25 protein-coding genes and 1 pseudogene are annotated in these 22688 nt (G+C 61.4%); all 26 read left to right on the top strand.

Annotated elements, in window-relative coordinates:
- The first annotated feature begins 152 nt into the window (after nt 1-152).
- Nucleotides 153-674: a 50S ribosomal protein L10 gene (rplJ, locus tag F2P47_RS09785; protein ID WP_152216168.1), complete on the top strand. Its 522-nt coding sequence runs from the start codon at nt 153-155 to the stop codon at nt 672-674.
- A gap of 61 nt (nt 675-735) precedes the next feature.
- Nucleotides 736-1110 (top strand): 50S ribosomal protein L7/L12, encoded by a 375-nt coding sequence (gene rplL, locus F2P47_RS09780; protein ID WP_152216167.1) that lies wholly within the window; start codon nt 736-738, stop codon nt 1108-1110.
- 161 nt (nt 1111-1271) lie between these two features.
- A complete protein-coding gene (gene rpoB, locus F2P47_RS09775) occupies nt 1272-5360 on the top strand; it encodes a DNA-directed RNA polymerase subunit beta (protein WP_152216166.1) in 4089 nt (1362 codons plus the stop codon).
- A gap of 161 nt (nt 5361-5521) precedes the next feature.
- Entirely contained in the window at nt 5522-9733 is a 4212-nt protein-coding gene (rpoC, locus tag F2P47_RS09770; protein ID WP_152216165.1) for a DNA-directed RNA polymerase subunit beta', read from the top strand.
- Nucleotides 9734-9748: 15 nt separating this feature from the next.
- Nucleotides 9749-10102: pseudogene (locus F2P47_RS18125) on the top strand (DUF4344 domain-containing metallopeptidase); the annotation flags it as partial.
- A 14-nt stretch (nt 10103-10116) separates the two neighbouring features.
- Nucleotides 10117-10743, top strand: coding sequence for a DUF4344 domain-containing metallopeptidase (locus tag F2P47_RS09760; RefSeq protein ID WP_185681050.1), 627 nt, complete (start codon nt 10117-10119; stop codon nt 10741-10743).
- Nucleotides 10744-11189: 446 nt separating this feature from the next.
- On the top strand, nt 11190-11561 hold the full coding sequence (gene rpsL / locus F2P47_RS09755) for a 30S ribosomal protein S12 (protein WP_152216162.1): 372 nt from the start codon (nt 11190-11192) through the stop codon (nt 11559-11561).
- An 11-nt stretch (nt 11562-11572) separates the two neighbouring features.
- Nucleotides 11573-12043, top strand: a complete 471-nt coding sequence (gene rpsG / locus F2P47_RS09750; RefSeq protein WP_152216161.1) for a 30S ribosomal protein S7 — start codon at nt 11573-11575, stop codon at nt 12041-12043.
- 24 nt (nt 12044-12067) lie between these two features.
- Nucleotides 12068-14143 carry an elongation factor G gene (fusA, locus tag F2P47_RS09745; protein ID WP_152216160.1) on the top strand — a complete coding sequence of 692 codons (2076 nt, stop codon included), beginning with the start codon at nt 12068-12070 and terminating at the stop codon, nt 14141-14143.
- 42 nt (nt 14144-14185) lie between these two features.
- Nucleotides 14186-15376 (top strand): elongation factor Tu, encoded by a 1191-nt coding sequence (gene tuf, locus F2P47_RS09740; protein WP_152216159.1) that lies wholly within the window; start codon nt 14186-14188, stop codon nt 15374-15376.
- A 63-nt stretch (nt 15377-15439) separates the two neighbouring features.
- Entirely contained in the window at nt 15440-15748 is a 309-nt protein-coding gene (gene rpsJ / locus F2P47_RS09735; protein WP_012111657.1) for a 30S ribosomal protein S10, read from the top strand.
- A 55-nt stretch (nt 15749-15803) separates the two neighbouring features.
- The gene (gene rplC / locus F2P47_RS09730; RefSeq protein WP_152216158.1) at nt 15804-16514 is read left to right on the top strand and encodes a 50S ribosomal protein L3; all 711 of its coding nucleotides are present in this window, start codon (nt 15804-15806) and stop codon (nt 16512-16514) included.
- Nucleotides 16514-17134, top strand: a complete 621-nt coding sequence (rplD, locus tag F2P47_RS09725) for a 50S ribosomal protein L4 (protein WP_152216157.1) — start codon at nt 16514-16516, stop codon at nt 17132-17134. Before rplC ends, rplD begins: the two co-directional genes overlap by 1 nt.
- Entirely contained in the window at nt 17131-17427 is a 297-nt protein-coding gene (locus F2P47_RS09720; protein WP_152216156.1) for a 50S ribosomal protein L23, read from the top strand. The genes rplD and F2P47_RS09720 overlap by 4 nt, the downstream gene beginning before the upstream one ends.
- A gap of 15 nt (nt 17428-17442) precedes the next feature.
- Nucleotides 17443-18276, top strand: coding sequence for a 50S ribosomal protein L2 (gene rplB, locus F2P47_RS09715; protein ID WP_152216155.1), 834 nt, complete (start codon nt 17443-17445; stop codon nt 18274-18276).
- Nucleotides 18277-18287: 11 nt separating this feature from the next.
- Nucleotides 18288-18566 (top strand): 30S ribosomal protein S19, encoded by a 279-nt coding sequence (gene rpsS / locus F2P47_RS09710; RefSeq protein ID WP_152216154.1) that lies wholly within the window; start codon nt 18288-18290, stop codon nt 18564-18566.
- Between the two features lie 3 nt (nt 18567-18569).
- Complete coding sequence (gene rplV, locus F2P47_RS09705; RefSeq protein WP_152216153.1) at nt 18570-18950, top strand: 50S ribosomal protein L22; 381 nt, start codon at nt 18570-18572, stop codon at nt 18948-18950.
- Nucleotides 18950-19660, top strand: a complete 711-nt coding sequence (gene rpsC / locus F2P47_RS09700) for a 30S ribosomal protein S3 (protein ID WP_152216152.1) — start codon at nt 18950-18952, stop codon at nt 19658-19660. Before rplV ends, rpsC begins: the two co-directional genes overlap by 1 nt.
- 34 nt (nt 19661-19694) lie before the next feature.
- Nucleotides 19695-20114 (top strand): 50S ribosomal protein L16, encoded by a 420-nt coding sequence (gene rplP / locus F2P47_RS09695; protein ID WP_152216151.1) that lies wholly within the window; start codon nt 19695-19697, stop codon nt 20112-20114.
- A 44-nt stretch (nt 20115-20158) separates the two neighbouring features.
- On the top strand, nt 20159-20362 hold the full coding sequence (gene rpmC, locus F2P47_RS09690) for a 50S ribosomal protein L29 (RefSeq protein ID WP_152216150.1): 204 nt from the start codon (nt 20159-20161) through the stop codon (nt 20360-20362).
- 10 nt (nt 20363-20372) lie between these two features.
- Complete coding sequence (gene rpsQ, locus F2P47_RS09685; RefSeq protein ID WP_152216149.1) at nt 20373-20609, top strand: 30S ribosomal protein S17; 237 nt, start codon at nt 20373-20375, stop codon at nt 20607-20609.
- 45 nt (nt 20610-20654) lie between these two features.
- Entirely contained in the window at nt 20655-21023 is a 369-nt protein-coding gene (gene rplN / locus F2P47_RS09680) for a 50S ribosomal protein L14 (protein ID WP_152216148.1), read from the top strand.
- On the top strand, nt 21023-21340 hold the full coding sequence (rplX, locus tag F2P47_RS09675) for a 50S ribosomal protein L24 (protein ID WP_152216147.1): 318 nt from the start codon (nt 21023-21025) through the stop codon (nt 21338-21340). Before rplN ends, rplX begins: the two co-directional genes overlap by 1 nt.
- Nucleotides 21333-21887, top strand: coding sequence for a 50S ribosomal protein L5 (rplE, locus tag F2P47_RS09670; RefSeq protein ID WP_152216146.1), 555 nt, complete (start codon nt 21333-21335; stop codon nt 21885-21887). The genes rplX and rplE overlap by 8 nt, the downstream gene beginning before the upstream one ends.
- Before the next feature lie 45 nt (nt 21888-21932).
- Nucleotides 21933-22238 (top strand): 30S ribosomal protein S14, encoded by a 306-nt coding sequence (gene rpsN / locus F2P47_RS09665; RefSeq protein WP_152216145.1) that lies wholly within the window; start codon nt 21933-21935, stop codon nt 22236-22238.
- A gap of 12 nt (nt 22239-22250) precedes the next feature.
- Nucleotides 22251-22649 carry a 30S ribosomal protein S8 gene (gene rpsH, locus F2P47_RS09660; protein WP_152216144.1) on the top strand — a complete coding sequence of 133 codons (399 nt, stop codon included), beginning with the start codon at nt 22251-22253 and terminating at the stop codon, nt 22647-22649.
- The last annotated feature ends 39 nt before the right edge of the window (nt 22650-22688 follow it).

The following is a 22688-nucleotide window of genomic DNA, read 5'->3' as shown; positions in this document are numbered from 1 at the left end:
GACAGGCAAGTGAGCGCCGCTCGTCAGAGCCCGCGAAGCTGGCCTTCGAGGGACGAGACGGCGGCAAATGCCAATGGCGGACGGAGCTCCACAAAGTGCGGAGCGAAGCCGCCCCCAGGCGCACGAGGGTTTCGTGCGCACGGAGAGAGCAAGTGGATAGAGCTGGAAAGTCAGAGCTCTTGACGCACCTCAACGGCGTTTTCGCGAACGCCAATGTGGTCGTCGTCGCCCACTACAGCGGCCTCACCGTGACGGAGATGACTGATCTCCGTGAACGGATGGCCAAGGCTGGCGCCGAGTTCAAGGTTACCAAGAACCGGATCGCAAAGCTCGCTCTGGAAGGCACCAAGGCGAACGCAAAGATCGCTGATCTGTTCGCCGGGCCTACGGCAATCGCTTATTCGCAAGACCCGGTCGCAGCCCCCAAGGTTGCCGCCGAGTTCGCCAAGACCAACCAGAAGCTGGTGATCCTTGGCGGCGCGATGGGCGAGACGCTCCTTGATGCGAATGCAGTGAAGCAGCTCGCTGAACTGCCGTCGCTCGATGAGCTTCGTGCGAAGCTTCTGGGCATGATCCAGACGCCTGCGACCCGCATTGCGGGTGTTGTGCAGGCGCCTGCGGCCCAGCTGGCGCGCGTGCTGAACGCTTATGCCACCAAGAGCGAAGCAGCCTGATCCCCGAACGGGACTGCTGTCGTGATACCCGATACCAACCGAACCTAGAGAGATATGAAAAATGGCTGATCTTGCAAAAATCGTCGAAGACCTTTCGGCCCTGACCGTGCTTGAGGCTGCTGAGCTGTCGAAGCTTCTCGAAGAGAAGTGGGGCGTCTCCGCTGCCGCTCCGGTCGCCGTTGCCGCCGCTGCCGGTGGCGCCGCCGCTCCGGCCGCCGAAGCCCAGACCGAGTTCACGGTCGTTCTCGCCGCCGCTGGCGACAAGAAGATCGAAGTGATCAAGGAAGTCCGCGCGATCACCGGTCTTGGCCTCAAGGAAGCGAAAGACCTCGTTGAAGGCGCTCCGAAGACCGTCAAGGAAGGCGCGTCGAAGGAAGAAGCCGACAAGCTCAAGGCCCAGCTCGAGAAGGCTGGCGCCAAGGTCGAACTCAAGTAATTCGACTTGTTGCATGAGACGGGGCGAAGGTGATCCTTCGCCCCGGCCTCTCCCCGAAATGGGGGAGGCGTGTGAAACGACCGAGCAGACTGACCGGGCAGCTCGGTGTCCAGAAGCAAGGCCCGGCCGCCGTTCTTATGAGAGCGTTGCGAGGAGCACAGATGACGCAGTCCTTCACTGGTCGCAAGCGGGTTCGCAAATCCTTCGGGCGCATTCCGCAGATCGCGGAAATGCCGAACCTCATCGAAGTTCAGAAATATTCATACGACCAGTTCCTGCAGGTTGAAGAACCGAAAGGCGGACGCCCCGATCAGGGCCTTCAGTCCGTCTTCAAATCGGTTTTCCCGATCAGCGACTTTTCCGAAACGGCCACTCTTGAGTTCGTGCGCTACGAATTCGAGCAGCCGAAATACGACGTCGATGAGTGCCAGCAGCGGGGCATGACCTTTGCTGCGCCGCTCAAGGTCACGCTGCGCCTCATTGTGTTCGAGGTGGACGAGGACACGGGCGCCAAGTCGGTCAAGGACATCAAGGAGCAGGATGTCTACATGGGCGATATGCCGCTCATGACCGAGAACGGCACCTTCGTGGTCAACGGCACGGAGCGCGTCATCGTTTCGCAGATGCACCGCAGCCCGGGCGTTTTCTTCGATCACGACAAGGGCAAGACCCACTCGTCGGGCAAGCTGCTTTTTGCAGCTCGCGTCATTCCCTATCGCGGCTCCTGGCTCGACTTTGAGTTCGACGCGAAGGACATCGTCTTCGTGCGCATCGACCGTCGCCGCAAGCTGCCGGTGACGACGCTTCTCTTTGCGCTCGGTCTCGATGCCGAAGAAATCCTGCACACCTTCTACAACCGCGTCGTCTATTCGCAGGCGAAGGACGGCTGGCGCGTGCCTTTCGATGCGGAGCGCTTCCGTGGCGTGAAGCCCGAGCGCGACCTCATCGACGCGAAGACCGGCAAGGTCGTCGTCGAAGCAGGCAAGAAGATGACGCCGCGCCTCGCGCGCAAGCTTGCCGAAGACGGCCTCAAGGAACTCCGCGTCCAGGACGAGGATCTCTTCGGCCGCTACCTCGCCGACGAAATCGTCAACATGGAGACGGGCGAGATCTTCGCCGAGGCCGGCGAAGAAGTGACCGCGAAGCTCCTCGAGACGCTGGTCGAGGCGGGCTATGACGAGATCGCCACGCTGGACATCGACCATGTCAACACGGGCGCGTTTATCCGCAATACGCTCGCGGTGGACAAGTGCACGAGCCGCGACCAGGCGCTGATCGACATCTACCGTGTCATGCGTCCCGGTGAGCCGCCGACGCCTGAAACGGGCGAAGCGCTCTTCCAGAGCCTTTTCTTCGACAGCGAGCGCTATGATCTCTCCGCGGTCGGCCGTGTGAAGATGAACATGCGCCTGAACCTCGACGCCGAGGACACGGTGCGCGTTCTTCGCAAGGACGACATCATCGCGGTCATCAAGACGCTGGTGGACCTGCGCGACGGCAAGGGCGAAATCGACGACATCGACAATCTCGGCAATCGCCGTGTGCGTTCGGTCGGCGAGCTCATGGAGAACCAGTACCGCGTCGGCCTGCTCCGCATGGAGAGGGCGATCAAGGAACGTATGTCCTCCGTCGACATCGACACGGTCATGCCGCATGACCTCATCAATGCGAAGCCCGCGGCAGCTGCCGTGCGCGAGTTCTTCGGCTCGTCGCAGCTCTCGCAGTTCATGGACCAGACCAACCCGCTTTCCGAGATCACGCACAAGCGTCGTCTCTCCGCGCTTGGACCTGGCGGTCTGACGCGCGAGCGTGCCGGCTTCGAAGTGCGCGACGTGCATCCGACGCATTACGGACGCATCTGCCCGATTGAGACGCCGGAAGGCCCGAACATCGGTCTGATCAACTCACTCGCGACTTTCGCCCGCGTGAACAAGTACGGCTTCATCGAGAGCCCGTACCGGCGCGTGCAGGGCGGCAAGGTGACCGATGAGGTCGTTTATCTCTCCGCCATGGAAGAAGCGCGCTACCGCGTCGCCCAGGCGAATATCGCCCTTGGCAAGAAGGGCGAGATCGAAGGCGAACTCGTCAACTGCCGTATCGACGGCGACTTCGAGATGGTGCCGCCGGAGCAGGTCGATTTCATCGACGTGTCGCCGAAGCAGATCGTTTCCGTGGCCGCGGCGCTGATCCCGTTCCTCGAGAACGACGACGCCAACCGCGCGCTCATGGGTTCGAACATGCAGCGTCAGGCCGTTCCGCTCATCCGTTCCGAGGCGCCGCTCGTCGGCACCGGCATGGAAGAAGTGGTGGCGCGTGACTCGGGCGCCGCGATTGCGGCGCGCCGCACGGGTGTGATCGATCAGGTCGACGCGACGCGTATCGTCGTGCGCGCCACGGAAGAGCTCGACGGCGCGAAGTCCGGTGTCGACATCTACAATCTGCGCAAGTTCCAGCGTTCCAACCAGAACACCTGCATCAACCAGCGTCCGCTGGTTCGCGTGGGCGATCAGGTGAAGAAGGGCGACATCATCGCGGACGGTCCCTCGACCGAACTCGGCGATCTCGCGCTCGGCCGCAACGTGCTCGTCGCGTTCATGCCGTGGAATGGTTACAACTTCGAAGACTCGATCCTGATTTCCGAACGTATCGTCAGCGACGACGTGTTCACCTCCATCCACATCGAAGAGTTCGAAGTGATGGCGCGCGACACGAAGCTCGGGCCTGAGGAAATCACGCGCGATATTCCGAACGTCGGCGAAGAGGCTCTGAAGAACCTCGACGAAGCCGGCATCGTCTATATCGGTGCGGAAGTGAACCCTGGCGACATTCTCGTCGGCAAGATCACGCCGAAGGGCGAGAGCCCGATGACGCCGGAAGAAAAGCTTCTGCGCGCCATCTTCGGCGAGAAGGCGTCGGATGTGCGCGACACATCGCTGCGCCTGCCTCCGGGCGTCGCCGGCACGATCGTCGAGGTGCGCGTGTTCAATCGGCACGGCATTGACAAGGACGAGCGCGCGATGGCGATCGAGCGCGAGGAAATCGAACGTCTCGCGAAGGACCGCGACGACGAATTCGCGATCCTCGAACGCAACGTGTTCGGCCGCCTTGCCGAGCTTCTGATCGGCAAGCAGGTCGTCGCGGGTCCGAAGGGCATTGAAGTCGGCTCGAAGATCGGTCAGGCCACGCTCGACGGTCTGACGAAGGGGCAGTGGTGGCAGATCGCCGTTGATGGCGAGAAGGCGATGACTGACGTCGAAGCGCTGAAGAAGCAGTTCGATGAAGGCAAGGAGCGCCTTGAAGCGCGCTTCGCCGACAAGGTCGACAAGTTGCAGCGTGGCGACGAGTTGCCGCCCGGCGTCATGAAGATGGTCAAGGTGTTCGTCGCGGTGAAGCGCAAGCTGCAGCCGGGCGACAAGATGGCCGGCCGTCATGGCAACAAGGGTGTCATCAGCCGTATCGTTCCGCTGGAAGACATGCCGTATCTCGAAGACGGCCAGCAGGTCGACATCGTGCTGAACCCGCTCGGTGTGCCTAGCCGCATGAACGTCGGTCAGATTCTCGAAACCCATCTTGGTTGGGCTTGCGCAAGACTCGGCAAGAAGATCTCCGCCGCACTCGACGTCTATCGTCGCGAAGCGAAGATCAAGGACCTCAAGGATCTGGTGAAGACGATCTACGGCAAGGACGAGACGGTTGCCGGACTTGACGACGAACAGCTCGTCGAGATGGCCGGCAATCTTCAGGCCGGTGTCCCGATCGCAACGCCTGTCTTCGACGGCGCCCATGAGCCCGACATCGTCGAGATGCTTGAGCTTGCGGGTATGGACCGCTCGGGTCAGGTCGTTCTTCATGACGGCCGTACCGGCGAGCAGTTCGATCGCAAGGTCACGGTCGGCTACATCTACATGTTGAAGCTGCACCATCTCGTCGATGACAAGATCCATGCGCGCTCCATCGGGCCGTACTCTCTTGTCACGCAGCAGCCTCTGGGCGGTAAAGCCCAGTTCGGCGGCCAGCGTTTCGGCGAAATGGAAGTGTGGGCGCTCGAGGCTTACGGCGCCGCCTACACGCTCCAGGAAATGCTCACGGTGAAGTCGGACGACGTGGCCGGCCGCACCAAGGTCTACGAGGCGATCGTCCGCGGCGACGACACCTTTGAGGCCGGCATTCCCGAAAGCTTCAACGTGCTCGTGAAGGAAATGCGGTCGCTCGGCCTCAATGTCGAGCTGCTGGTTCCGCAGGCGAGCTAGAGAACGCAATGCGGCGTACACCGAATGCGGTGTGCGCCGCAAGCTTCCGGCCCAACGGCGAGGAAGTGAGAATTAGACATACGGGGCAAACGTATCCGGCCGGCCCCAACGGATGCGTGAAGATGCGAACCCCGTTTTCCTGGAGGCCCTAGGAGACGTGCATGAACCAAGAGGTCATGAACATTTTCAACCCGACTGTGCCCGCGCAGACTTTCGATCAGATCAAGATCTCGATCGCGAGCCCCGAGCGGATCCTGTCGTGGTCCTATGGCGAGATCAAGAAGCCCGAAACGATCAATTACCGTACGTTCAAGCCGGAACGTGACGGTCTTTTCTGCGCGCGTATCTTCGGGCCGATCAAGGATTACGAATGCTTGTGCGGCAAGTACAAGCGCATGAAGTACAAGGGCATCATCTGCGAAAAGTGCGGCGTTGAAGTGACGCTGTCGAAGGTCCGGCGCGAGCGCATGGGCCACATCGAACTCGCGGCGCCCGTCGCGCATATCTGGTTTCTGAAGTCGCTTCCGTCCCGCATCGGCCTTCTGCTCGACATGACGCTGAAGGATCTCGAACGCGTTCTCTATTTCGAGAACTACATCGTGCTCGAGCCGGGCCTCACGCCGCTGAAGGAGCGTCAGCTCCTGACGGAAGAGGAATATCTCGACGCGCAGGAACAGTATGGTGAGGACAGCTTCACGGCCGCCATCGGCGCCGAAGCGATCCGCGAAATCCTGATGGCGCTCGACCTCGAGAAGATCGCCGCCGATCTTCGTGTGGAGATCGCCGAGGCGACGACCGAACTGAAGCCGAAGAAGCTCGCAAAGCGCCTCAAGCTGATCGAGGCCTTCATCGAGTCCGGCAACAAGCCCGAATGGATGATCCTGACGGTCGTTCCGGTCATTCCGCCAGAACTGCGTCCGCTCGTTCCGCTCGATGGCGGCCGCTTCGCGACGTCCGACCTCAACGACCTCTATCGTCGCGTCATCAACCGTAACAACCGCTTGAAGCGCCTGATGGAGCTCCGCGCGCCGGACATCATCATCCGCAATGAAAAGCGCATGCTGCAGGAAGCCGTCGACGCTCTGTTCGACAACGGCCGCCGCGGTCGCGTCATCACGGGCGCCAATAAGCGTCCGCTGAAGTCGCTCGCCGACATGCTGAAGGGCAAGCAGGGCCGCTTCCGTCAGAACCTGCTCGGCAAGCGCGTCGACTATTCGGGCCGTTCGGTCATCGTCGTGGGCCCTGAGCTGAAGCTCCACCAGTGCGGCCTGCCGAAGAAGATGGCGCTCGAACTCTTCAAGCCGTTCATCTATTCGCGTCTTGAAGCCAAGGGCCTTTCGGCGACGGTCAAGCAGGCGAAGAAGCTGGTCGAGAAGGAGCGTCCCGAGGTCTGGGATATTCTCGAACAGGTCATTCGCGAGCATCCTGTGCTGCTCAACCGCGCGCCGACGCTTCACCGCCTCGGCATTCAGGCTTTCGAACCCACGCTGATCGAAGGCAAGGCGATCCAGCTTCATCCGCTGGTCTGCGCGGCGTTCAACGCCGACTTCGACGGCGACCAGATGGCCGTGCACGTTCCGCTGTCGCTTGAAGCGCAGCTCGAAGCGCGCGTCCTCATGATGTCGACGAACAACATCCTGCATCCTGCCAACGGCTCGCCGATCATCGTGCCGTCGCAGGATATCGTTCTCGGTCTCTACTACGTCACGATCGCCAAGGACAACGAGCCGGGCGAGGGCATGGTTTTCTCCGGCCTGGAGGAAATCGAGCACGCGCTGCAGGCCAAGGCCGTCACGCTGCATGCCAAGGTCAAGGCGCGTTACAAGACGGTGGATTCCGAAGGCAACCCGATCACGCGGATCGTGGATACGACGCCGGGCCGCATGATGGTGGGTGATCTCCTGCCGCGCCATCCGAACGTCTCGTTCGATCTCGTGAACCGTCTGCTGACGAAGCGCGACATCTCGAAGATGATCGATGCGGTCTATCGCCACTGCGGTCAGAAAGAGACGGTCATCTTCTGCGACCAGATCATGGCGCTCGGCTTCCGCCAAGCCTTCCGCGCAGGCATTTCGTTCGGCAAGGATGACATGGTCATCCCCGAGGAGAAGGAAAAGCTCGTGGGCGAAACCCGCGCGCTCGCGACCGAATATGAGCAGCAGTACATCGACGGTCTGATCACTCAGGGCGAGAAGTACAACAAGGTCGTCGACGCCTGGGCCAAGTGCACGGATCGTGTCGCCGATGTGATGATGCAGAAGATTTCGGCCGTTCAGGTCGACCAGGAGACCAAGCGCGAGAAGCCCATCAACTCGATTTACATGATGGCTCACTCGGGTGCTCGTGGTTCGCCCGCACAGATGAAGCAGCTCGCCGGTATGCGCGGCCTCATGGCCAAGCCGTCGGGCGAAATCATCGAGACGCCGATCATCTCGAACTTCAAGGAAGGCCTCACCGTTCTCGAGTACTTCAACTCGACCCACGGTGCGCGTAAGGGCCTCGCCGACACCGCTCTGAAGACGGCGAACTCGGGTTATCTCACGCGTCGTCTCGTCGACGTCGCGCAGGACTCGATCATCTCCGAGTTCGATTGCGGCTCCGAGGGCGGTATCACGGTTCAGGCCGTGATCGACTCCGGCGAAGTCATCGTCTCGCTCGGTACGCGCGTCCTCGGACGCACGACCGCGGAAGACGTGCTCAACCCGGTGACGGGCGACGTTCTCGTCGCGAAGAACACGCTCATCGAAGAGTCCCATGTGGACGTGATCGAGGCGGCGAACGTTCAGTCGATCCGTATCCGCTCGGTGCTGACTTGCGAGTCTGTCACGGGCGTCTGCGGCGCCTGCTACGGTCGCGACCTTGCGCGCGGTACGCCGGTCAATCTCGGCGAGGCTGTCGGCGTCATCGCCGCGCAGTCCATCGGCGAGCCGGGTACGCAGCTCACCATGCGTACCTTCCACATCGGCGGTACGGCGCAGGTGGTCGACTCGTCCTTCGTCGAGTCGAACCATTCGGGTACGGTGCGTATCGTCAACCGCAACGTCGTGAAGGACTCCGAAGGCCAGCTCATCGTCATGGGCCGCAACGTGCAGGTCCAGGTTCTCGACGAGCAGGGACGCGAGCGGGCGAGCCAGAAGCTCACCTACGGTTCGCGCCTCAAGGTGGACGACGGCGATCACATCGAACGTGGCCAGCGTATCTCCGAGTGGGATCCGTACACCATGCCGATCCTTACCGAAGTCAACGGTCATGTTGAGTTCGAGGACCTCGTCGAAGGCGTGTCGATCCGCGAAGTTGCGGACGAAGCGACCGGCATCTCGAGCCGCGTCGTGGTCGACTGGCGCGCTTCTCCGCGCGGCAGCGAACTCCGGCCCGCCGTCGTCGTGAAGGACAAGAGCGGCAAGATCCTGAAGCTCGCCAGCGGCAACGATGCCCGCTACCTGCTTTCGGTCGACGCCATTCTGTCCGTCGAGAACGGTTCGGAAGTTCATGCCGGCGACGTGCTGGCGCGTATTCCCACGGAAGGCGCGAAGACGCGCGACATCACCGGCGGTCTGCCGCGTGTTGCCGAACTCTTCGAAGCGCGCCGTCCGAAGGACCATGCGATCATTGCTGAAGTCACCGGCAAGGTGGAATTCGGCAAGGACTACAAGAACAAGCGTCGCATCATTGTGCACCCGCTCGATGAGAGCCTCGAGCCGATCGAGTATCTGATCCCGAAGGGCAAGCATATCGGCGTGCAGGAAGGCGATGTCATCGAGAAGGGCGAATTCCTCCTCGACGGTCACCCCGCACCGCACGACATTCTTGCGATTTCGGGCGTGGAAATGCTCGCGGCCTATCTCGTCAACGAGATCCAGGACGTCTACCGCCTGCAGGGCGTGTCGATCAACGACAAGCACATTGAAGTGATCGTGCGTAACATGCTGCAGAAGGTGGAAATCACAAGCTCGGGCGACTCGACCAACCTGCCGGGCGAACAGCTTGACCGGAGCGAGTTCGACGAGATCAACGCCAAGCTCGCTGCGCAGGGCAAGGAACAGATGACGGCGAGCCCCGTGCTCCTCGGCATCACCAAGGCCTCGCTGCAGACGCGGTCCTTCATCTCGGCGGCGTCGTTCCAGGAAACGACGCGCGTGCTCACCGAGGCGGCGGTCAACGGCAAGGTCGACCAGCTCATCGGTCTCAAGGAGAACGTCATCGTCGGCCGGCTCATCCCGGCTGGTACTGGCGGCATGCTCCAGCGCCTGCGTGCGGAAGCGCACAAGCGCGACGAGAAGATCGCGGCGGAGCAGGGCGGCACGCAGCTTGCTCAGGCGAGCGAGCCTGTGGTTGTCGACGTCACCACGACGGCCGGCACTCACGCTGGCTAAGGACGCCAATCAGCTATGAAGTTGCAGGCCGTCATGGAAACATGGCGGCCTGTTTCATTTGGAGGGGACATGGGGGGTCTGGGACGGGCTGCGCTGGCTATGGCGCTGTCGCTGCTATGCGTGGCTGCTGCGCAGGCTGGAGCGATCCCGGAGGCGGAGAGGGCCGACCTCAGACGCGAGTTCATCCTCGCCAATACCGAGTTCACCGTGCTGCACGAAGTCGGCCATGTCGTCTTTCAGGAGTTCGCCGTGCCGCTCTTTGGCCGGGAGGAGGAGTCTGCCGATACGCTGGCCACCATGCTGATGATCCTGCGCTATGGCGTCGACACAGACCCGCAGCGCATGGACAGGCTGCTGATGGTCTCCGCCGAATGGTACGACGAATGGCAGGTGCTCGATCCCGCGACGAAGCGCGCTCCTACTGGGATGATCACCCGCTATCCATCCAGCGCTTCTACAACATCAACTGCCTTGTCTTCGGCGCTAATGAGGAGATGCTGGGGCTGCTTCTCGACAGCCCCTCTGAGCTGCTGCCGGTCGAGCGCGGCTGGTTCTGCGACCGCGAGTTCGCCCGCGCCAGGGCGGCCACATTCTGGCTCTATGACCACTATCGCAAGCGCCCGGCACATCCGGACAAGGGCAGGGGCATCGACTTGCCTATGATTACGGTAAAATACGATCCTCCGGAGTCTGATGAGGCGCGGGCGGCCTATGCGCTCCTGAAGGCTGACGGGTTGGTCGACCAGATGGCGGCACGCCTCAATGAGCTGCTTGCCTGGCCCCATCCGGTCAGCATCAACTTCGTCAACTGCGGTGCGAGTACTGAGGCCTATTACAATGAGCGGGTCAAAGGCATCTATATATGTGCCGGTCTGATTGCTCAGTTTGGCCGCATGGCGGACTACCAGATCGACCAGGGCTCGGACAGGCTATGCCGCAATCCCGCGATCAGACGCCTCATGGGAGACAGGTTGGGGTGCCAGGCGCCTGGAGCCAAGGGAAAGCACTGATTCTGCCCCCCGGGGTAGCGGGACCCGCGGATTCGGCCCGGACTCGGCTGATTCTGGCGCAAAACGGTCAGGGCTGTCCCCGTCAGAGTGGTTTGAGTGCGCCATTTCGGCTATAAAAGCGCGACAAACCGCCCGAAAAGATGAAAAGCCCTGATTTCATTCCTTTTCTTAAGGAACAGGCTTGACGACCCCCGGGGTGGCGGGTAACTTCCGCCCACTTTCGCCGCAGGTAGTAGGGGCACCCGAGCCGATACCGGCCGGACCTAGACACTGGGGCCAGTAAACAGACTACGAGGAATGGCGCATGACTCTGGCGCGATGTCAGAGTCCTCTGCATTTGGGCACTAAACCTTCGGGGGTGGTGCCCATGACCGCGCGCAGCCCTTCAATAAAGGGATGTCGCGAGGTTTTTGTTTTGAACAACTGGATCGAGTAGGCGAGCAGCAATGCCCACGATCAACCAATTGATCCGCAATCCGCGGAAGCCGCTTGTGAAGCGGAACAAGGTGCCGGCGATGGAGGCGTGCCCGCAGAAGCGTGGTGTGTGCACCCGCGTCTACACGACGACGCCGAAGAAGCCGAACTCCGCTCTTCGTAAGGTCGCTCGTGTGCGCCTAACGAACGGCTTTGAAGTCACGAGCTACATCCCCGGCGAAGGTCACAACCTTCAGGAACATTCGGTTGTTCTGATCCGTGGCGGCCGCGTGAAGGATCTTCCCGGCGTTCGCTACCACATCATCCGCGGCGTGCTCGATACGCAGGGCGTGAAGGATCGTCGCCAGCGTCGTTCGAAGTACGGCGCGAAGCGTCCGAAGTAAGGAACTAGAACATGTCGCGTCGCCACCGCGCAGAAAAACGAGAAGTGATTCCGGACGCCAAGTATGGCGACGTGATCCTCGCGAAGTTCATGAACAGCCTGATGTACGACGGCAAGAAGTCCGCCGCCGAAAGCATCATCTACGGCGCGTTCGACCAGATGGAAAAGAAGGCGAAGGTCGATGCTCTTCGCACTTTTCATGAGGCGCTTGAGAACGTGATGCCTGCGATCGAAGTTCGCTCGCGGCGTGTCGGCGGTGCGACCTACCAGGTCCCCGTCGAAGTTCGTCCCGATCGCCGGCGCGCTCTCGCGATCCGCTGGATCATCTCTGCGGCTCGTGCCCGCAATGAGACGACCATGATCGGTCGTCTGTCGGGCGAGCTGCTCGACGCTGCCAATAATCGCGGTAACGCGGTCAAGAAGCGTGAAGACACGCATCGTATGGCCGAAGCCAACCGCGCCTTCTCGCACTACCGCTGGTAACCAGTCCTTCTGAGGCCTTTAGTCATGCCCCGTCAGACCAAGCTCGAAGATTATCGCAATATCGGCATCATGGCGCACATTGATGCCGGTAAGACGACGACGACCGAGCGCATTCTTTACTTCACGGGCGTGAGCCACAAGATCGGCGAAGTCCATGACGGCGCTGCCACCATGGACTTCATGGAGCAGGAGCAGGAGCGCGGCATCACGATCACGTCCGCCGCGACGACGTGCTACTGGAAGGGCCACCGCCTCAACATCATCGACACTCCCGGCCATGTGGACTTCACGATTGAAGTCGAGCGTTCGCTGCGTGTGCTCGATGGCGCTGTCTGCGTTCTCGACTCGAGCCAAGGCGTTGAGCCCCAGACCGAGACCGTGTGGCGCCAGGGTGACAAATACCATGTGCCGCGCATCGTCTTCGTCAACAAGATGGACAAGATCGGTGCGGATTTCGATCGTTGCGTCACCGACATCGTACAGCGCCTTGGCGCGCGCCCGGTGCCGCTGCAGCTGCCGATCGGCGCGGAAAGCGACTTCAAGGGCGTCGTCGATCTCGTTGAGATGAACGGCGTGATCTGGTCGGGCGACGACAAAGATCTGAAGATGGAGATCATTGAGATCCCGGCTGATCTCAAGGAAAAGGCCGCTGCCGCTCGCGCCGCGCTCATCGAAGCTGCGGTCGAGCTGGACGACACGGTGATGGAGGCCTATCTCGAAGGCAACGAGCCGGACAACGCGACGCTGAAGCGTCTCATCCGCAAGGCTGTGCAGACGAGCGCCTTCTACCCGGTTCTCTGCGGCACGGCCTTCAAGAACAAGGGCGTGCACACGCTGCTCGATGCCGTTGTTGATTATCTGCCGTCGCCGGTTGACGTGCCCGCCATTAAGGGCATCGACGTCAAGACGGAACAGGAGACGGTTCGCAGGTCGTCGGATGACGAGCCGCTTGCCTTGCTCGCCTTCAAGATCATGGACGACCCGTTCGTCGGTTCGCTGACCTTCTGCCGCATCTATTCGGGCAAGGTCGAAAGCGGCATGACGCTTCTGAATTCGCCGCGCGACAAGAAAGAGCGCGTCGGCCGCATGCTTCTCATGCATGCCAACAACCGCGAAGACATCAAAGAGGCCTATGCCGGCGATATCGTCGCGCTCGCCTCACTGAAGGATACGCGCACGGGCGACACGCTTTGCGATCCGCTGAATGCCGTCATTCTTGAGCGTATGGAATTCCCGGAGCCGGTCATCGAGATCGCTGTCGAGCCGAAGACAAAGGCCGACCAGGAGAAGATGGGCGTTGCTCTGCACAAGCTCGCTGGTGAAGATCCGTCATTCCGCGTCTCGACCGACACGGAAAGCGGCCAGACGATCCTGAAGGGGATGGGCGAACTCCATCTCGACATCAAGGTCGACATTCTTCGCCGTACCTACAAGATCGACGTCAATGTCGGCGCTCCGCAGGTTGCCTATCGCGAAGCGATCACCAAGCGCGCCGAAATCGACTACACGCACAAGAAGCAGTCGGGCGGTTCGGGCCAGTTTGCCCGCGTCAAGATCGTTCTCGAACCGTTGGAGCCGGGTGCGGGCTTCGTGTTCGAAAGCAAGATCGTCGGCGGCTCGGTGCCGAAGGAATACATTCCCGGCGTCCAGAAGGGCATCGAGAGCGTCAAGGACTCGGGTCCGCTCGCGGGCTTCCCGATGATCGACTTCAAGGCGACGCTGATCGACGGCGCCTACCATGATGTCGACTCGAGCGCGCTCGCGTTCGAAATCGCCGCCCGCGCTGCCTTCCGTGAAGGTGCGCAGCAGGCCGGTGTGAAACTCCTCGAGCCGATCATGAAGGTCGAGGTTGTGACGCCTGAGGAATTCCTCGGCGGCGTCATCGGTGACGTCAACTCGCGTCGTGGCCAGATTCTGGGCACCGATCAGCGCGGTAATGCGCAGATCGTCAACGCGATGGTGCCGCTTGCCAATATGTTCGGGTACGTGAACACGCTGCGCTCGATGAGCCAGGGCCGTGCGAGCTACTCGATGCAGTTCGATCACTACGAGCAGGTTCCGCAGGCGGTGTCCGACGAAGTTCGGGCGAAGCTCGCCTAATCAGTTAATCGAAGTTAGTTCCAGAAGGATTGGAGCGCCGAGATGGCCAAAGAGAAATTTGAGCGCAATAAGCCGCACTGCAACATCGGGACGATTGGTCACGTCGATCATGGCAAGACGACGCTGACGGCTGCGATCACGAAGGTTCTGGCGGAATCGGGCGGGGCGACGTTTTCGGCCTATGACCAGATCGACAAGGCGCCGGAAGAGAAGGCGCGCGGGATCACGATCTCGACGAGCCATGTCGAGTATCAGACGGCGAACCGTCACTATGCTCACGTCGACTGCCCCGGCCATGCCGACTATGTGAAGAACATGATCACGGGCGCGGCGCAGATGGACGGCGCGATCCTGGTGGTTTCGGCCGCCGACGGCCCGATGCCGCAGACGCGCGAGCACATCCTGCTCGCCCGTCAGGTCGGTGTTCCGGCGCTGGTGGTGTACATGAACAAGGTCGACCAGGTCGACGATCCTGAGCTGCTTGAGCTCGTGGAGATGGAAGTTCGCGAGCTTCTGTCAGTCTACAACTTCCCGGGCGACGAGATCCCGATCGTGAAGGGTTCGGCGCTGGCGGCTCTCGAAGGGCGTGACGACGAGATCGGCAAGAACTCGATCCTGGCGCTGATGCAGGCGGTTGACGACTACATCCCGCAGCCCGAGCGTCCGATCAACATGCCGTTCCTGATGCCGATCGAAGACGTGTTCTCGATTTCGGGCCGCGGCACGGTTGTGACGGGTCGCGTTGAGCGCGGCGTCGTGAAGGTCGGCGAGGAAATCGAAATCGTTGGTATCGAGCCGACGGTGAAGACGACCTGCACGGGCGTTGAAATGTTCCGCAAGCTTCTGGACCAGGGTCAGGCAGGCGACAATGTCGGCGTTCTGCTGCGTGGCACGAAGCGCGAGGACGTGGAGCGCGGTCAGGTTCTCTGCCAGCCGGGTTCGATCACGCCGCACACGGAATTCGAGGCGGAAGCCTACATTCTGACGAAGGAAGAGGGCGGTCGTCACACGCCGTTCTTCACGAACTACCGTCCGCAGTTCTACTTCCGCACGACGGACGTGACGGGTGTCGTCACGCTTCCGGCCGGCACGGAAATGGTGATGCCGGGCGACAATGTGAAGATGAACGTGACGCTGATCGCGCCGATCGCCATGGAAGAGAAGCTCCGCTTCGCCATCCGTGAAGGCGGCCGTACCGTCGGCGCAGGCGTCGTCTCGAAGGTGTTGAAGTAATAGTTACGGGGCGCGGAAAAGCCCGCGCCCCGCTTAATTCGGCCGACAGGCACGAGGATGAAAATGCAAAGGCAGAAGATTCGCATCCGGTTGAAAGGCTTCGATCATCGTGTACTCGATGTTTCGACGCGTGAGATCGTCAACACGGCGAAGCGCACCGGCGCTCAGGTACTGGGCCCGATCCCGCTGCCCACGCGGCTTGAAAAGTTCACCGTGCTTCGTGGTCCGCATATCGACAAGAAGAGCCGCGAACAATTCGAAATTCGGACGCACAAGCGTGTGCTCGACATCGTGGATCCCACGCCCCAGACGGTCGATGCGCTGATGAAGCTCGACCTGGCCGCCGGTGTGGACGTCGAGATCAAGCTCTGAGCTGAAAGCAGCGGGCTTTAGAGCCTGACCGCCGATTAGAACGAGGAATGGGACCATGCGTTCCGGAGTTATTGTCAAAAAGGTCGGAATGACCCGTCTGTTCATGGAAGACGGACGTCATGTACCGGTCACCGTGTTGAAGCTGGACAACCTTCAGGTTGTCAGCCAGCGCACGGAGGAAAAGAACGGCTATACGGCAGTGCAGCTCGGCACCGGCCTCGCCAAGGTGAAGAACGTGGCGAACGCTCAGCGTGGCCAGTTCTCTCGTGCCGAGGTGGAGCCGAAGCTGAAGCTGGTCGAGTTCCGGGTCAGCCCGGAAAACCTGCTCGATGTCGGCGTCGAGATCACGGCGGATCATTTCGTCGAGGGTCAGTACGTGGACGTCAGCGGCACCTCGATCGGTAAGGGCTTCGCCGGTGTCATGAAGCGCCACAATTTCGGTGGCCTTCGCGCGACGCACGGTGTGTCCGTCAGCCATCGTAGCCACGGTTCGACCGGTCAGCGGCAGGATCCGGGCAAGGTGTTCAAGGGCAAGAAGATGGCCGGTCATCTCGGTGCCGAGCGTGTGACGACGCAGAATCTCGAAGTCGTCCGCACCGATGTCGAGCGCGGCCTGATCATGGTGAAGGGCGCCGTTCCGGGCTCCAAGGGCGGCTATGTGCTCGTCCGCGACGCCGTGAAGTCGAAGCTGCCGGACAGCGTCCCGACCCCTGGTGCGTTCCGTCGCGCCGGCGGTGAAGCCGCTGCCCAGAAGGAAGGTGCGTAATGAAGGCCGATGTAACAACTCTCGCCGCAGGCAAGGCCGGTACGGTCGAGCTGTCCGATGAGGTTTTCGGGCTCGAGCCGCGCCAGGATCTCCTGCATCGCATGGTGAGCTATCAGCTCGCGAAGCGTCAGGCCGGTACGCACAAGTCGAAGGGCCGCTCGGAAATCTCGCTCACGGGCAAGAAGTTCGTGAAGCAGAAGGGTTCTGGCGGCGCCCGTCACGGCGATCGCAAGGCTCCGCAGTTCCGCGGTGGCGGCAAGGCGTTCGGTCCGGTCGTTCGCAGCCATGCGATCGATCTGCCGAAGAAGGTTCGCGCGCTCGCGCTGCGTCACGCCCTGTCGTCGAAGGTGAAGGCCGATAACCTCGTCATTCTCGAGGACACGAAGGTCGAAGCGCCCAAGACCAAGGCGCTGAAGGAAGCCTTCGCGAAGCTTGGCCTGAAGTCGGTTCTGTTCATCGACGGCGCCGAGGTCAACGAGAACTTCGCGCTCGCCGCGCGCAACATCCCGAATGTGGATGTGCTGCCGGTGCAGGGCATCAACGTCTACGACATTCTGCGCCGCGAGAAGCTCGTATTGACCAAGGCCGCAGTTGAGAGCCTGGAGGCTCGGTTCAAATGATCACGAACGAGCACATTTACGACATCATCGTCTCGCCGGTGATCACCGAAAAGGCGACCATGGCTTCTGAGTGGAACCAGGTCATCTTCAAGGTTGCTCGCCCCGCGACGAAGCCGCAGATCAAGGAAGCCGTCGAAAAGCTCTTCGGCGTCAAGGTCAAGGCGGTAAATACGCTGCTCCGCAAAGGCAAGACGAAGCGCTTCCGCGGCTTCGCTGGCAAGCAGAGCGATTTCAAGAAAGCGATCGTGACCCTCGAAGAGGGCTACTCGATCGACGTGACGACTGGTCTCTAAAGAGAGCTCGTACCGATGGCACTGAAGAAATATAAACCGACAAGCCCCGCACAGCGCGGCCTTGTGCTGGTCGACCGGTCGGGCCTCTACAAGGGCAAGCCCGTGAAGGGCCTGACCCATGGTCTGACGAAGTCGGGTGGTCGCAACAACCATGGCCGCATCACCTCGTTCGATCGGGGCGGCGGGCATAAGCGCAGCTACCGCATCATCGACTTCAAGCGTCGGAAGTTCGATCAGCCGGCGACCGTTGAGCGGCTCGAATACGATCCGAACCGTACGTCGTTCATTGCGCTGATCAAATATGCGGACGGCGAGCTCGCCTACATTCTGGCGCCGCAGCGCCTGGCGGTCGGCGACACGGTGGTCGCTGGCGAGCGCGTCGACGTGAAGCCGGGCAATGCGATGCCGCTTTCGTCGATCCCCGTCGGCACGATTGTCCACAATGTGGAACTGAAGCCGGGCAAGGGCGGTCAGATCGCGCGTTCGGCTGGTACCTATGTTCAGCTCATCGGCCGCGACCAGGGCTACGCGCTCCTGCGTCTGTCGTCGGGCGAGCAGCGCATGGTGCGCGGTGAGTGCATGGCGTCGATCGGCGCCGTGTCGAACCCGGACCACGGCAACATCACTATCGCCAAGGCCGGTCGCAATCGTTGGCTCGGCAAGCGCCCGACGGTTCGAGGCGTCGCCATGAACCCGGTCGACCATCCGCACGGCGGCGGCGAAGGCCGTACCTCGGGTGGCCGTCATCCGGTCACGCCGTGGGGCAAGCCGACCAAGGGCAAGAAGACGCGGCAGAACAAGGCGACGGATAAGTTCATCCTGCGCAGCCGTCACAAGAAGAAGGGTTGAGGACACTCGACATGGCACGTTCCGTAAAAAAAGGCCCCTTCGTCGATGGCTACCTTCTCAAGAAGGCAGAAACCTCGCGTACATCGGCCCGCAAAGACGTCATCAAGACGTGGAGCCGCCGCTCCACGATCCTGCCGCAGTTCGTCGGCCTGACCTTCGCTGTCCATAACGGCAAGAAGCATATCCCGGTGCTCGTCACCGAGGACATGGTCGGGCACAAGCTCGGCGAGTTCGCGCCGACGCGCACGTTCTTCAGCCACTCGGCTGACAAGAAAGCCAAGAAGGGCTAAGTCATGGGCAAACCAGCAAACAAGCGGGCGCTCGCCGACAATGAAGCGAAGGCTGTCGGCCGGATGATCCGGGTGAGCCCCCAGAAGCTCAATCTCGTCGCGCAGCTCATTCGCGGCAAGAAGGCGGACAGCGCGCTCGCCGATCTCACCTTCTCGAACAAGCGCGTTGCGCGCGACGTCAAGAAGGTGCTTCAGAGCGCGATCGCGAACGCCGAGAACAACCACGATCTCGAAGTCGACGAGCTCGTCGTCGCTGAGGCCTATGTGGGCAAGAACCTGGTGATGAAGCGTTGGCATGCGCGTGCGCGTGGCCGCGTGGGCCGGATTGAAAAGCCGTTCAGCCAGATCACCATTGTCGTACGGCAAGTCGAGGAGCAGGCCTGATGGGTCATAAAGTCAATCCGATCGGACTGCGGCTTGGCGTCAACCGCACCTGGGATTCGCGCTGGTTCGCGGGTCGCCACGAGTACGGCAAGCTGCTGCATGAAGACATCAAGATCCGCGAATACCTCAGCAAGACGCTGAAGCAGGCCGGCATCTCGAAGATCGTGATCGAGCGTCCGCACAAGAAGTGCCGTGTGACGATCCACACCGCGCGGCCCGGCGTCGTTATCGGCAAGAAGGGCGCGGACATCGAGAAGCTCCGCAAGGACATCGGCAAGGTCACGGCCTCTGAAGTGCATCTCAACATCGTTGAAGTGCGCAAGCCTGAGATCGACGCGACGCTTGTCGCGGAGAACATCGCGCAGCAGCTCGAGCGCCGCGTTGCGTTCCGCCGTGCGATGAAGCGGGCAGTGCAGTCGGCCATGCGTCTCGGCGCCGGCGGCATCCGTATCAACTGCGCCGGTCGTCTCGGCGGTGCGGAAATCGCGCGTACCGAATGGTATCGTGAAGGCCGCGTTCCGCTTCACACGCTGCGCGCCGACATCGACTACGGCGTTGCGACGGCGAAGACGGCTTATGGCACCTGCGGCGTCAAGGTCTGGATCTACAAGGGCGAGATCCTTGAGCATGACCCGATGGCCTCCGAGCGCCGTGCGCTTGAAGGTGGCGCCGATACGGGCGGTCGTCCGCGCCGTGAAGACCGCGCCTAAGCGCCTGAAGATTTGAGCGAAGAGAGTTTCGACCATGTTGCAACCGAAGCGCACTAAGTTCCGCAAGGCTCACAAGGGCCGCATCCATGGCAATGCCAAGGGTGGCACGAACCTCGACTTTGGGGCCTTTGGCCTCAAGGCCCAGGAGCCCGCTCGCGTGACGGCGCGGCAGATCGAGGCGGCTCGCCGCGCGATCACCCGCCACATGAAGCGCGCAGGCCGCGTGTGGATCCGCATTTTCCCGGACGTGCCGGTTTCGAAGAAGCCGACCGAAGTCCGAATGGGTAAAGGCAAGGGCACGCCTGAGTTCTGGGCTGCCCGCGTCAAGCCGGGCCGGATCATGTTCGAGCTCGACGGCGTGCCGCTTGCGGTCGCCGAGGAGGCGCTTCGCCTCGGTGCGGCGAAGCTGCCGATCAAAACGAGGTTCGTGGCTCGTCCCGGCGAGCACGCGTAAGGCGACCAATCCGCCAAGCGCGGTCAGAACGAAAGGGTGAGGCCATGAAGGCCAGCGAAGTAAAAGATTTGACGCCGGACCAGCTGCAGGACCAGCTCCTGAAGCTGAAGAAGGAGCAGTTCAACCTGCGCTTCCAGAGCGCGAGCGGACAGCTGGAGAAGACTTCGCGTCAGAAGCAGGTGCGTCGCGACATCGCGCGCATCAAGACGATCCAGCGGCAGCGCGCCACCGCGCAGGTCAAGGGCTGAGGACTTACAAATGCCGAAGAGAATTCTGCAAGGTGTCGTGGTTAGCGACAAGAACAACAAGACCGTAGTGGTCAACGTCGAGCGCCGCTTCAGCGATCCCGTCCTTCGGAAGATCGTGCGCCGTTCGAAGAAGTACCACGCGCATGATGAGAGCAACTCGGTGAAGGTTGGCGATATCGTGAAGATCCGCGAGTGCCGGCCGATCTCGAAGCTGAAGAAGTGGGAAGTATTTACGGACGAAGCCTGATCCCTTTAGAGGGGCCAGGCTCTTCCGAGCAAGGCGGATGAAGTCATGATTCAGCAAGAGACGAACCTCGACGTCGCCGACAACTCTGGTGCGCGCCGCGTCATGTGCATCAAGGTTCTGGGCGGCTCCAAGCGGAAGTACGCTTCCGTTGGCGACATTATCGTCGTCAGCATCAAGGAAGCGATCCCGCGCGGCAAGGTGAAGAAGGGCGAGGTGATGAAGGCCGTCGTGGTTCGCACCGCGAAGGACATCCGTCGCGCCGACGGTAGCGTGATCCGGTTCGATCGTAACGCGGCCGTGCTCATCAACAACCAGGGCGAGCCCATCGGCACGCGCATCTTCGGCCCGGTCACTCGTGAGCTCCGTGCGAAGAACCACATGAAGATCGTTTCGCTCGCGCCGGAGGTGCTTTGATGGCTGCGAAGATTAAAAAGGGCGACAAGGTCGTCGTCCTCGCTGGCAAGGATAAGGGCAAGAAGGGCACCGTTCTGTCCGTGCTGCCGAAGGAAAACCGGGCGCTCGTTCAGGGCGTGAATATTGTGAAGCGTCATACGAAGCCGTCCCAGACGACGACGGGCGGTATCGTGGCGCGCGAAGCGGCGATCGATCTTTCGAACCTCGCGATCGAGGATCCCAAGACCGGCAAGCCGACTCGAGTTGGGTTCAAGACGCTGGAAGATGGCCGCAAGGTTCGCGTGGCCAAGGCGTCGGGAGAAACGATCGATGGCTGAAGCATACATTCCGCGGCTCAAGTCGGAGTATCTGGCGAAGATTCGCCCGGCGCTCCAGGAGCAGTTCAAGTACCCGAACACCATGCAGGTGCCGGCGCTGGACAAGATCGTGCTCAACATGGGCGTGGGCGAGGCCGTTGCCGACTCCAAGAAGATCAAGAGCGCGTTCGACGACCTGCAGGCGATTGCCGGCCAGAAGCCGGTGATCACCAAGGCGAAGACCTCCATCGCGACCTTCAAGCTGCGTGAGAACATGCCGGTTGGCGTGAAGGTCACGCTCCGCAAGGACCGGATGTACGAGTTCCTCGACCGTCTGGTGACGATCGCTCTCCCGCGTGTCCGCGACTTCCGCGGCCTCAATGCGAAGAGCTTCGACGGCCGTGGCAACTACGCCATGGGTCTGAAAGAGCATATCATTTTCCCGGAAATCGACTACGACAAGGTCGACCAGGTCTGGGGTATGGACATCATCGTCTGCACGACGGCGAAAACGGACGACGAAGCGCGCGAACTGCTGCGTGCCTTCAACTTCCCGTTCTCGAAGTAAGATTTTCTGTGGTCCGCGACGGACGTGGACCCGACGGAGGTTTGGATGGCTAAGAAGAGCGCCATTAATAGAGACCAGAAGCGGCGGAAGCTGACGGCGAAGTTCGCGAACAAGCGGGCGAAGCTGAAGGCCATGACGGTCGACCAGTCGCTGTCTGTGGATGAGCGTTTCAACGCGCAGCTGAAGCTCAATGAGCTGCCGCGCAACTCGTCCAAGACCCGTATTCACAACCGCTGCGAGCTTACGGGCCGTAGCCGGTCCTATTACCGCAAGCTGCGCATGTCGCGTATCGCCCTCCGGGACCTCGCGTCCCGTGGGCAGATCCCCGGCATGGTCAAGTCGAGCTGGTAAGGAGACGCGCGCATGACGATGACTGATCCACTGGGTGATATGATCACCCGCATCCGGAACGCGCAGCTCCGCGGCAAGGGCAAGGTGGCGACGCCTGCCTCCAAGCTCCGCGGTTGGGTGCTCGACGTTCTGGCGGACGAAGGTTTCATCCGTGGCTATGCCAAGGTTGATTACCCGAACGGCAAGAGCGAGTTCGAGATCGAACTTAAGTACAACGAAGGCGCGCCGGTCATTCAGTTGATTGAACGCGTGTCGACGCCGGGCCGTCGGGTTTACTCGTCGGTCAAGGAAGTGCCGAGCGTGCACAACGGCCTTGGCATCTCGATCCTTTCGACTCCGAAGGGTGTGATGTCCGACTCGGCTGCACGTGAGAAGAATGTAGGCGGCGAGGTGCTGTGCCGCGTCTTCTAAGACGCCGCCAGCTCCGCCAGACGACGGGAAAGAGACGAC

The organism is Parvibaculum sedimenti (assembly GCF_009184905.1).
GTDB lineage: Bacteria > Pseudomonadota > Alphaproteobacteria > Parvibaculales > Parvibaculaceae > Parvibaculum > Parvibaculum sedimenti.
The sequence above is the reverse complement of the archived record's forward strand: the minus strand, read 5'-3'. Positions and strand labels throughout refer to the sequence as shown.

Coding starts and splice junctions, on each gene's coding strand:
- rplL (WP_152216167.1), top strand. CDS start 736: ATGGCTGATCTTGCAAAAATCGTCGAAGACCTTTCGGCCCTGACCGTG.
- rpoB (WP_152216166.1), top strand. CDS start 1,272: ATGACGCAGTCCTTCACTGGTCGCAAGCGGGTTCGCAAATCCTTCGGG.
- rpoC (WP_152216165.1), top strand. CDS start 5,522: ATGAACCAAGAGGTCATGAACATTTTCAACCCGACTGTGCCCGCGCAG.
- F2P47_RS09760 (WP_185681050.1), top strand. CDS start 10,117: ATGGCAGGTGCTCGATCCCGCGACGAAGCGCGCTCCTACTGGGATGAT.
- rpsL (WP_152216162.1), top strand. CDS start 11,190: ATGCCCACGATCAACCAATTGATCCGCAATCCGCGGAAGCCGCTTGTG.
- rpsG (WP_152216161.1), top strand. CDS start 11,573: ATGTCGCGTCGCCACCGCGCAGAAAAACGAGAAGTGATTCCGGACGCC.
- fusA (WP_152216160.1), top strand. CDS start 12,068: ATGCCCCGTCAGACCAAGCTCGAAGATTATCGCAATATCGGCATCATG.
- tuf (WP_152216159.1), top strand. CDS start 14,186: ATGGCCAAAGAGAAATTTGAGCGCAATAAGCCGCACTGCAACATCGGG.
- rpsJ (WP_012111657.1), top strand. CDS start 15,440: ATGCAAAGGCAGAAGATTCGCATCCGGTTGAAAGGCTTCGATCATCGT.
- rplC (WP_152216158.1), top strand. CDS start 15,804: ATGCGTTCCGGAGTTATTGTCAAAAAGGTCGGAATGACCCGTCTGTTC.
- rplD (WP_152216157.1), top strand. CDS start 16,514: ATGAAGGCCGATGTAACAACTCTCGCCGCAGGCAAGGCCGGTACGGTC.
- F2P47_RS09720 (WP_152216156.1), top strand. CDS start 17,131: ATGATCACGAACGAGCACATTTACGACATCATCGTCTCGCCGGTGATC.
- rplB (WP_152216155.1), top strand. CDS start 17,443: ATGGCACTGAAGAAATATAAACCGACAAGCCCCGCACAGCGCGGCCTT.
- rpsS (WP_152216154.1), top strand. CDS start 18,288: ATGGCACGTTCCGTAAAAAAAGGCCCCTTCGTCGATGGCTACCTTCTC.
- rplV (WP_152216153.1), top strand. CDS start 18,570: ATGGGCAAACCAGCAAACAAGCGGGCGCTCGCCGACAATGAAGCGAAG.
- rpsC (WP_152216152.1), top strand. CDS start 18,950: ATGGGTCATAAAGTCAATCCGATCGGACTGCGGCTTGGCGTCAACCGC.
- rplP (WP_152216151.1), top strand. CDS start 19,695: ATGTTGCAACCGAAGCGCACTAAGTTCCGCAAGGCTCACAAGGGCCGC.
- rpmC (WP_152216150.1), top strand. CDS start 20,159: ATGAAGGCCAGCGAAGTAAAAGATTTGACGCCGGACCAGCTGCAGGAC.
- rpsQ (WP_152216149.1), top strand. CDS start 20,373: ATGCCGAAGAGAATTCTGCAAGGTGTCGTGGTTAGCGACAAGAACAAC.
- rplN (WP_152216148.1), top strand. CDS start 20,655: ATGATTCAGCAAGAGACGAACCTCGACGTCGCCGACAACTCTGGTGCG.
- rplX (WP_152216147.1), top strand. CDS start 21,023: ATGGCTGCGAAGATTAAAAAGGGCGACAAGGTCGTCGTCCTCGCTGGC.
- rplE (WP_152216146.1), top strand. CDS start 21,333: ATGGCTGAAGCATACATTCCGCGGCTCAAGTCGGAGTATCTGGCGAAG.
- rpsN (WP_152216145.1), top strand. CDS start 21,933: ATGGCTAAGAAGAGCGCCATTAATAGAGACCAGAAGCGGCGGAAGCTG.
- rpsH (WP_152216144.1), top strand. CDS start 22,251: ATGACGATGACTGATCCACTGGGTGATATGATCACCCGCATCCGGAAC.